The sequence below is a fragment of the Pseudomonas sp. NPDC089554 genome (assembly GCF_050280645.1).
Classification (GTDB): Bacteria; Pseudomonadota; Gammaproteobacteria; order Pseudomonadales; family Pseudomonadaceae; genus Aquipseudomonas.
Genome location: NZ_JBNNVR010000024.1, coordinates 52,723 through 61,168 on the forward strand (window position 1 = coordinate 52,723; position 8,446 = coordinate 61,168).

Sequence of the window (8,446 nt, forward strand, 5' to 3'; positions counted from 1 at the left end):
GCCCCTCAGACCTGCGCCCAGGTGAACCTGGCCAGCATCGCGTGTTGCAGGTCTGGCGGCGAGTCGCCGGCGTTGACTTTCTGCGCCCTTAGCAGCGCCGTGGCGCTGGCGATTTCTGAACGTGATTCGATGCTTCTGGCCACACCGCCGACCGAACTGTCCCCGTGTCCCATCAACGAGCAGCCGTTGTTGATGAGCACGAAAAAGGCAATCACCCAAAACTTTGCGCAGGTCATGACAGCAGCCCCTGAACATTGATCGCGGTGAGCGACAGGATGAACACGATGTAGGCAAGGATCGCAGCGTAGGCGCCTTGTTTGAATGAAGTGAGAAGGGCGGTGGCCATGGTAGTGACTCCAGATGTTGCTGTTGCTTACTGGAGCCAAGCATGACGATGGGCCGCATTATTGAGAAACGATGCTTAGCGATTCGAGTTATCGATGGGCTTGATTATTGAGGCAACTAATCGCGCTGATAGAGCACGGCTAAATAAGTTAGAGCAGTTTCTTGGTCATATGATTCGGCGTCTCAATGAAATGCTTCATCTGCACCGTAAGTATTGGTGCGCGCCACGCTTACGTCGCGGATGGAAAGCCACGAAACACTCATATTAGAGCGGTTAAGTCAGGTATCGAATTGGGTGATGTTTACCATTAACCACATGAACTTCTGTATTGGCTCCGACAGCGTAACATTGGCTCCGTACCCACTTTCTAGCTTCCTAAGGAGCGCCGAATCATGAAAACCCAACTGCTGCTGAGTCTGACCCTGTCGATCCTCGCTGCCAATGTTCACGCTAATGTCGTGGATAATCAGCCTCGCTCTACCGACTTCAATCCATCCGTATCTTCCGCTCAACAAGTTATCGTCGAAGGTGGCTCCGATCGCCTGATCGAACGCAACAACCGCGTTGCCGAAGGCGGCTCCGACCGCCTGATCGAACGTAACAACCGCGTTGCCGAAGGCGGCTCCGATCGCTTGATCGAACGCAACAACCGTGTCGCCTAACGTGCTTCTGAGGGTGCTGCTGCCGGTACGACACAGCAGCCCCTCAGAGCGCTCGCGCAGTTGAGAAGGTCCTTGGTTTTTCAGGAAACGCTGGTCTGCGATGCCGAAGTCACCGAGGGTTGATCCGCAGATGTCTCGCCAGGGCTTGCAGGCAGTACCTCAGGCTTGGTGAAAGTCCCATCGTTTTCCCCACGGAAAAAGTTTCTGCCGTAGATCAACAGGCACAGCACCACGCCCACGGCAAACGCCCAGCTTGCGCCCTTGATCGCCAATACCGCCCCGATCACCCCAGCGATCCCCAGGTCACGCTGGCTCCGGGCCTCGAGAATACCCAGACGCACACTGACATAGCCTTGAATCAGCAAGGTCAATGCCAGTGCCACGCCGAGAATGGGCTGGACCAAGGTCACTACCGGCAGCAGCAACAGCCCGGTATTAGTGCCCCAGCGGAACGAGCCCATGCCGCCGATGATCGACTGCATCGCCCGAGGGCCACCCTTGAACCGCTCGATCACCACCACCAGCATCGCCGCCCATTTCGGGCCGCACATGGCCACGTCCGGGCCGAAGATACTCATCAGTGCATTGCGCCCGCCGAAAATCAGGTGCGCGCGATCAGGGTCGTAGTCGATAGGTTGGTCCTTGCGAATGTGCTCGGCCTCGTCGAGCAATGCCTTGGCACTCAACACATCGCCGAAGACGATGATGTACACCGCCAGCACGGTGGGAATCGAGGAAATGAACATCTCGAACGGCGGCATGCCCAGGCCGAATACCGTGTAGTCGTTCCACAGGCCGGCGAAGTCTGGCGTGCTGATGCCCCATTGAATGGTCGGCCAAGGCGCTTCGCCGAACAAGGGCGCGATCACCACGGCCAGCAACACGATGGGCAAGATTCCCAGCTTGGCGAAGTTCCAGCACAGCCAGTTCCTCTGCTTCAGGGCGTGGAAGTGTTGGGAAAAGATCAGGTAGAACGCAAGGCCCACTGCGATGGAGATGGTCCAGGGAAAGGCGTCGAACTTGCCATTGACCTGGAACACCGCGATCACCGCACTGAAACCGGCGCCGACGATGATCCCGGATTTCATTGCCGCCGGCACGTAGAGGAACACCTTGCGTGCCATGCCCGTGGCGCCCAGGGCGATGGAAAGCAGGCCGAGCATCAGCTGGAAGGCAATCAATGCATGCACACGCTCGGGGCCTTCCGGGAACGTCGCGCAATAGGCCATCAGCAGCGGCACCGCCGGCGTGATCCAGCCCGGCACGGTAGGGTCGCCGAGCAGGTGGTGCGCCAGGTACAGCAGGCCGTTGAGCATCACCACGGCCAGCGCCACTTCGAACGGCATGCCCAGCAACTCGGTCATCAATGGAATGGCCGCCAGGTCGACGGCACACATCAGCAGCCCTTGAAAGTAATCCGGCCACTCGATCTTGTAGTGAACGAACGGCAGCCTGACTTTGAACGGGCCAAGCGGAATATGCCGGGTTTCTTCCGGCAACACGGGGGGCGTGGACATATCTTCACCTGTCTTGTTTTATTTTTGGAAGGGCTTGGAGGGCGCGCGGGCCAGCGGCTCAATAGGCGCTGCGGTAGATCTTCTCGATATCCGCGACGCTGAGCTTGCGTGGGTTGTTGCGCATCAGGCGGTCGATCTTGCTGGCCTCTTCGGCCATCACCGGGATGGCCTCCTGCGGGATATCAAAGGCGCGCAGCCCTTGGGGGATATCCACGGCGCGGCACAGCTCGGCCATGGCCTGGACCGTAGCCTCGGCAGACTGTGCGTCGCTCAGTTGGGACAGGCGCAAGCCCATCGCTTCGCCGATATCGCGCATGCGCTCGGCGCAGGCGATCTTGTTCCAGTGCATGACATGCGCCAGCAGCAGCGCATTGCTCACGCCATGGGCAATATTGAAACGCCCGCCCAGCGGGTAGGCCAATGCGTGCACCGCGCCAACCCCGGCATTGCCAAAGGCCATGCCGCCCATCAGGCTGCCGGTGGCCATGTCTTCCCGGGCTTGCAGGTCGTCAGGGTTGGCGAATGCTTTGGGCAAGGCGCGGCTGATCAGCTTGATCGCGCCCAGTGCAATGGCGTCGGTAATGGCGGAGCGATTGACTGACAGGTACGCTTCGATGGCGTGGACCAATGCATCGATGCCACTGGCCGCAGTGACTGAACGAGGGCAGGTCAAGGTCATCAGCGGGCTGACCAGCGCGACATCGGGGAGCAGGAAGTCGCTGACGATGCCCTTTTTCAACTGCGCTTGCTTGTCGGAAAAAATCGCCACGTTGGTCACTTCCGAACCTGTGCCGGCCGTGCTGGGAATGGCGATGAGCGGCGGGCCTTTTTTCTTGACCTGGTCGACCCCGAACAACTCGCCAAGCGGCCCGTCGTGCCCGGCGAATGCCGCCACGCCCTTGGCGATATCGATAGCGCTCCCGCCACCGAGCCCGATAAGCCCGTCATGCTCGCCTTCTCGAAACACCTGGGTGCACGACTCGACAATGGCGATTTCCGGTTCAGGTTGGACTTGATCGAACACCCCGTACTTGCGCTGGCCCAGGTGCGCCAGCGCTTTGTCCACCGCGCCGGACTTGACCAGGATGGCGTCCGTGACAATGAGCGGGTTGTTGATGTTCAAGCGCGAAAGCTCAGCGGACAGCTGCTCGATGGCAGCTTCTCCGGTGATCAGTTTATTGGCGACTTTGAAAGCATGAGTGGTCATCGGCTAGTCCTGTGTAATTGTTGTTTACGCTAGAGCGACGCAACAGGACATAGCGAAGGCTGTGCCAGCTTCGGCAAAGGCCCGCGCTAAAGCGGGCAGGCGCAAGGGCCAGGTTCTACGCGGTGGTTTTCTTGATTAGTTTTATGATCGCTCAGCCTTGAGCGATTGAAGTTTCAATCAGAGCGCTCCCACCGTTTCATCTTCTGCACGATGGTCGCCTGGCTGACCCCCAGGGCCTTCGCTGCCAGGCGGGTCGTCTTGTACTGGCGCAAAGCGGCGCGGATCGCGGCGCGCTCGGCCTGCTCGACCACCTTGCGCAGGGGCTGTTGGTGAGGGTTCGCTGGCTGTTGGTCGAGACTGAAGATTTCTTCGGGAAGGTCCAGCGCGTTGATGACATCGCCCTGGCAGGTCACCACCATGCGTTCCACTACATTGATCAGCTCGCGAATATTGCCCGGCCACGGGTAGTCGCACAGCAGGTCCAACGCATCCAGGCTCCACTGCACCTCTCGCTGGTAACGGCGGTTGAATGAGCCCAGGTAGAAATGCAAAAGCCCCGGGATTTCGTTTTGCCGCGCGCGCAACGCGGGAATCTTGATTGGCACGGTATTGAGGCGGTAGTAAAGGTCTTCGCGGAACAGGCCTTCGGCAACCCGGCGCTTGAGGTCGTGGTGGGTGGCGCTGATGATCCGTACGTCCACCACCTTCAAGTCGAGCCCGCCTACCGGGATGAACTGGTTTTCCTCGATCACCTTCAGCAGCTTGACCTGCACCGACAGCGGCAGGTCACCAATTTCATCGAGGAACAGCGTGCCTTTGTGTGCCAGCTCCAGAAGGCCGCGTTTGCCCTTTGGACCCGCACCGGTGAACGCCCCCGGCGCATAGCCGAACAGCTCGGCCTCGATCAGGTTTTCCGGCAGGGCACCACAGTTCAGCGCGAGGAAGGGTTCCTTGCCGCGCTCGCTGGCATTGTGGATGTACTTGGCGACCAGCGTCTTGCCGACCCCGGTCTCGCCCTGGAGCAGTACCTTCACGTCGCTGCGCGCCACTTGGCGGGCTTGGGCGAAGACTTGCCCCGGAAGGTGCTCGTCAGCGTCGGCCAAGGCACTGAGCAGGTCGTCACGCACGCCGGCATGCAGCCTGGCAGTGCTGTGACGCAGCAGCTTGAGCTGGTGAAGCTCGTCGCGCTCGTGCTTGATACGCAGCAGTTCGGTCATGTCGCGCACGGTGCTGACGACGTAGCGAATCTTGTGGTCGCCATCGAAAATCGGCGTGGCGCTGACCAGCAGTTGCTTGCCATGGCTCAGGCTCTGCATCACCGACACCGGCAGGCCTTCTTGCAACACGCGTAGGGTGGCCGACCGGGAAATCACGCCCTCCTGAACCAGCACCTGCATGGAGCGGCCGATCAGGTCGGCGCTGCTCAGCCCGGTCAAGCGCTCGTAGGCGTGGTTCACCCGCAGGGTGGTGCCCTGGCCATCGGTGATGTAGACGCCATCGTGCAAGGCGTTCAACAGCGCTTCGAAACCTATGTCGTTGATGTTCATGAACTGCCCCATGAAGACTCGAAAGGTACTGGCCTTGGCGAATGGGGTAGGTTACAGGAACACCCCGAACCCTGGCTCGAGGGTTCGGGGTGTGAAGGCCACGTCGTCAACAAGGCGTCGCCGGACCTCAGAACTCCTGTACGGTCGGACGCAGCACCACCTCGTTGATATCCACCTCGGCTGGCTGCTCGATCGCATAGGCGATGGCGCGGGCTACCGACTCGGCAGGAATCGCCTGCTTGTAGAACTCCTTGACGTTGTTCGACGAAGCCTCGTCGTTACTGCCGAACTTGAGCTCGGAGTCCACCGCGCCCGGCGAGATCAAAGTGGCGCGGATATTACCGCCAACTTCCATGCGCAGCCCTTCGGTGATCGCACGTACGGCATATTTGGTGCCGCTGTACACCGTGCCACCCGGGGCGAATACCTTGACGCCGGCCACCGAGGCCACGTTGATGATGTGCCCGCTGTTCTGCTGCTGCATGGCCGGCAGTGCAGCGGCAATGCCGTAGAGCACGCCCTTGATGTTGATGTCGATCATCCGGTCCCATTCATCGGTGCGGCCCTGGGCCATGGGCGCGATGGCCATCAGGCCGGAGTTGTTGATCATCACATCCACCCGGCCGAAGCGGCTGATGGTTGCGTCGATCAGCGCTTGCACCTGCTCCTTGACGGTGACGTCGGTGACCACCGGCAGCGCCTCGCCACCGCTAGCGCGGATTTCCTCGGCAAGCTGCTGCAGGCGCTCTGCGCGGCGCGCCGCCAGCACCACCTTGGCGCCACGGGCGGCGAGGTAACGTGCGGTGCTTTCGCCCAGGCCGCTGCTGGCGCCAGTGATAACCACAACTTTGTCGCTGATGTTGTTGCTCATGTCGATCTCCATAGTGTCGGGGGTTGGGCAGAAGCGTTCTGCGTTGGAGAGGAGTATGGGAAAAAGCTTCCTTGAAAAAAATGGAATAGTTAGGATTTAGGAATTCCAAAAAAAGGAACAATTCCATGTCCAACCGCACCGAGCTGCTGCGCATCTTCTGCTGCGCGGCCGAATCCGAGAGCTTTCGCGAGGCCGCCCATTGCCTGGGCATTTCGCCGCAGGCGGTCACCCGGGCGATCAAGGAGCTGGAGGGCGTGTTTGGCGAACCGTTGTTCCATCGCAACACCCGCCAGGTGCAAATCAGCATGTTCGGCCAACGCTTGGCGGAGCAGGCACGACCGGCGCTCGGCGGTATCGACCAACTGTTCGACCTGCACACCCAGGCCCGCGACCAAGCCTTGCGGGGGAGGGTGCGCATCACCGTGACGCAGTCCATCGGCCATCGCTTTTTGGTGCCCTTGCTGGCGCCGCTGGTACGCGAGCACCCCGAGATCGAGCTGGACTTGCGCCTGAGCGATGTGCGGGTGGATGCGGTGGACGAGAGTATCGATATCGGCATTCGCATCGGCCTGCTGCGTGATCGCAGCTACATTGCCCGGGTAATTGCGCCGATCGGCCTACAGGTGGTGGCCACGCCCGAGTTGCTGGCGCGTTGCGAGTTACCCAGTAGCCCGCTGGAGCTACAAAACCTGCCGATTTCCGCAATGGTCGATCGTAACAATGGGCGGATATGGCCCTGGTACTTCGCCGATGGGCTGCAATTCGTGCCCAGCCAGCCCGCTTTCACCAGTGACGACCAGGAAGTCGAATGCGAGGCAGCGTTGGCTGGCCTGTGTATTTCCCAGTTGCCCGACCACCTGGTCAGGCAGCACCTGGCCTGCGGCCGGCTGGTAGCGCTGCTGCCAGAGCACGCACCGCCACCGGTGGAGCTGTTCATCTATCGCCCGCAGCGCGGCCCGGTGCCTGCGCGGGTGCGCAGGGTGTATGACCTGCTGGCGCAGCATCTCGCGGAGGGACTGGACAGTACCCCACACAATGCCGGTCGTTAAGCCACATAGGCTTACGCAATGCCTTTCCTGTCCCAGCCAAGCGTCGTGAGGCAGGCCCCGAGCACCTCGAGCAGAGCCTTGACCCGCGGCAGGTGCTGGCGGCTCTTGAGCCAGACGATATTGATGGGCAGCCCATCGAGCACCCGTTCAGGCAGCACTTGCACCAGCTCCCCCGTCTCCAGGTGCGGGTTCGCCAGCCAGGTAGGCAACTGCGCGACGCCCAGACCCGCCAGGGCCGAGAGCAGCATCCCATGGCCGTCCCCCACGGCGATGCGGCCGCGCAGGATCCGCCGTTCGATATTGCCCGGCTGCCCGCCAGTGAAGTACCAAGGCATGACGCTGCCGTCGGTGTAGCCGTAGACAATGCACTGGTGACGCTCCAGGTCCATTTCATCCTGGGGCGTGCCGTGTTGCGCCAGGTAGCGAGGGGAGGCGCAGAACACCAGCTGTTGATGGCCGAGGAACTGATGGCCCAGCAGGGCCGACCAGGCGTCGGGCCCGCCAATGCGCACGACGATGTCCACACCTTGCTCGACCGGGTCGATGAAGTGGTCCGAGAAGGACACATGCGGCATGAGCAAGGGGTGGCGCTGGAGGAACTCGAGCATCAGCGGCAGCACGTGGGCCTGGCCGAAGGCCGCAGGCAGCTCTACCCGCACCCGGCCGCGCGGCTCGGTGTCCTGCGCGTGCAGCGACTGCTCGGCCTCTTCGAGGCTGCCCAGCACCTCGGCGCAGGTGCGGTAGTACTCGGCGCCTGCGTCGGTCAGGGAAAGCCTGCGTGTGGTGCGGTTGAACAGGCGAACCTGCAAGCGGGCCTCCAGGCGCGCGATGCTTTTGCTGACTGCCGAATTGGTCAGGTTCAGCCGCTCGGCGGCCCCAGAGAAACTGCCCACATTGGCGACACTGACGAAGACATCGATCCCCTTCAGTCGATCGGAGGCATGCATGTCGCGACGTCTCATTGATGAATTTCAGTCACATCATTTCGTAGAAACCGCCACCTATCAACGCTTTATTCTCCAATAAGCTGTGCGCCATCTCTGTGAAATTGAACCTGGAGTTCCTGATGGCTGACCTTTTTGCGCACTACGACCTGAACGGCTTGACCCTCGCCAATCGCATGGTGATGGCACCGATGACCCGCTCGCGCGCCCCGCAAGACATCGCGACCGAGCAAATCGCGCTGCACTACACCCAGCGGGCTACCGCCGGGCTGATCATTTCCGAAGGCACGCCCATTTCCCGCG

At 61.1% G+C, this 8,446-nt stretch carries 7 protein-coding genes and 2 pseudogenes; 3 read left to right on the forward strand and 6 right to left on the reverse strand.

All coding sequences use genetic code 11. The features are described from left to right. Positions 1 to 5 precede the first annotated feature (5 nt). On the reverse strand, positions 6 to 236 hold the full coding sequence (locus ACQKPE_RS10195) for a hypothetical protein (RefSeq protein ID WP_427665440.1): 231 nt from the start codon (positions 234 to 236) through the stop codon (positions 6 to 8). A gap of 631 nt (positions 237 to 867) precedes the next feature. On the opposite strand from ACQKPE_RS10195, the pseudogene ACQKPE_RS10200 reads away from it, so the two are divergent. Then, positions 868 to 1,005 (forward strand): annotated as a pseudogene (locus ACQKPE_RS10200) (phage infection protein); the annotation flags it as partial. Between the two features lie 83 nt (positions 1,006 to 1,088). Here the strand turns inward: ACQKPE_RS10200 and ACQKPE_RS10205 are convergent. The 4 genes from ACQKPE_RS10205 to ACQKPE_RS10220 all read right to left on the reverse strand — a co-directional run bounded on the left by ACQKPE_RS10205 (position 1,089) and on the right by ACQKPE_RS10220 (position 6,150). Next, the gene (locus tag ACQKPE_RS10205; protein WP_427665442.1) at positions 1,089 to 2,525 is read right to left on the reverse strand and encodes a hypothetical protein; all 1,437 of its coding nucleotides are present in this window, start codon (positions 2,523 to 2,525) and stop codon (positions 1,089 to 1,091) included. A gap of 58 nt (positions 2,526 to 2,583) precedes the next feature. Further along, a complete protein-coding gene (locus ACQKPE_RS10210) occupies positions 2,584 to 3,732 on the reverse strand; it encodes an iron-containing alcohol dehydrogenase (protein WP_427665444.1) in 1,149 nt (382 codons plus the stop codon). Between the two features lie 173 nt (positions 3,733 to 3,905). After that, on the reverse strand, positions 3,906 to 5,279 hold the full coding sequence (locus tag ACQKPE_RS10215; protein WP_427665445.1) for a sigma-54 interaction domain-containing protein: 1,374 nt from the start codon (positions 5,277 to 5,279) through the stop codon (positions 3,906 to 3,908). A 127-nt stretch (positions 5,280 to 5,406) separates the two neighbouring features. Next, positions 5,407 to 6,150: an SDR family oxidoreductase gene (locus tag ACQKPE_RS10220; RefSeq protein ID WP_427665447.1), complete on the reverse strand. Its 744-nt coding sequence runs from the start codon at positions 6,148 to 6,150 to the stop codon at positions 5,407 to 5,409. Positions 6,151 to 6,275: 125 nt separating this feature from the next. On the opposite strand from ACQKPE_RS10220, the gene ACQKPE_RS10225 reads away from it, so the two are divergent. Then, positions 6,276 to 7,199: a LysR family transcriptional regulator gene (locus tag ACQKPE_RS10225; RefSeq protein ID WP_427665449.1), complete on the forward strand. Its 924-nt coding sequence runs from the start codon at positions 6,276 to 6,278 to the stop codon at positions 7,197 to 7,199. A gap of 11 nt (positions 7,200 to 7,210) precedes the next feature. On the opposite strand, the gene ACQKPE_RS10230 is transcribed toward ACQKPE_RS10225, so the two are convergent. After that, positions 7,211 to 8,146: a LysR family transcriptional regulator gene (locus ACQKPE_RS10230; RefSeq protein ID WP_427665451.1), complete on the reverse strand. Its 936-nt coding sequence runs from the start codon at positions 8,144 to 8,146 to the stop codon at positions 7,211 to 7,213. A 119-nt stretch (positions 8,147 to 8,265) separates the two neighbouring features. On the opposite strand from ACQKPE_RS10230, the pseudogene ACQKPE_RS10235 reads away from it, so the two are divergent. Beyond that, positions 8,266 to 8,446: pseudogene (locus tag ACQKPE_RS10235) on the forward strand (alkene reductase); the annotation flags it as partial.

Excerpts from the sequence above, each read along its gene's own strand:
- ACQKPE_RS10195 (WP_427665440.1), bottom strand. The coding sequence starts at position 236 with ATGACCTGCGCAAAGTTTTGGGTGATTGCCTTTTTCGTGCTCATCAAC.
- ACQKPE_RS10205 (WP_427665442.1), bottom strand. The coding sequence starts at position 2,525 with ATGTCCACGCCCCCCGTGTTGCCGGAAGAAACCCGGCATATTCCGCTT.
- ACQKPE_RS10210 (WP_427665444.1), bottom strand. The coding sequence starts at position 3,732 with ATGACCACTCATGCTTTCAAAGTCGCCAATAAACTGATCACCGGAGAA.
- ACQKPE_RS10215 (WP_427665445.1), bottom strand. The coding sequence starts at position 5,279 with ATGAACATCAACGACATAGGTTTCGAAGCGCTGTTGAACGCCTTGCAC.
- ACQKPE_RS10220 (WP_427665447.1), bottom strand. The coding sequence starts at position 6,150 with ATGAGCAACAACATCAGCGACAAAGTTGTGGTTATCACTGGCGCCAGC.
- ACQKPE_RS10225 (WP_427665449.1), top strand. The coding sequence starts at position 6,276 with ATGTCCAACCGCACCGAGCTGCTGCGCATCTTCTGCTGCGCGGCCGAA.
- ACQKPE_RS10230 (WP_427665451.1), bottom strand. The coding sequence starts at position 8,146 with ATGCATGCCTCCGATCGACTGAAGGGGATCGATGTCTTCGTCAGTGTC.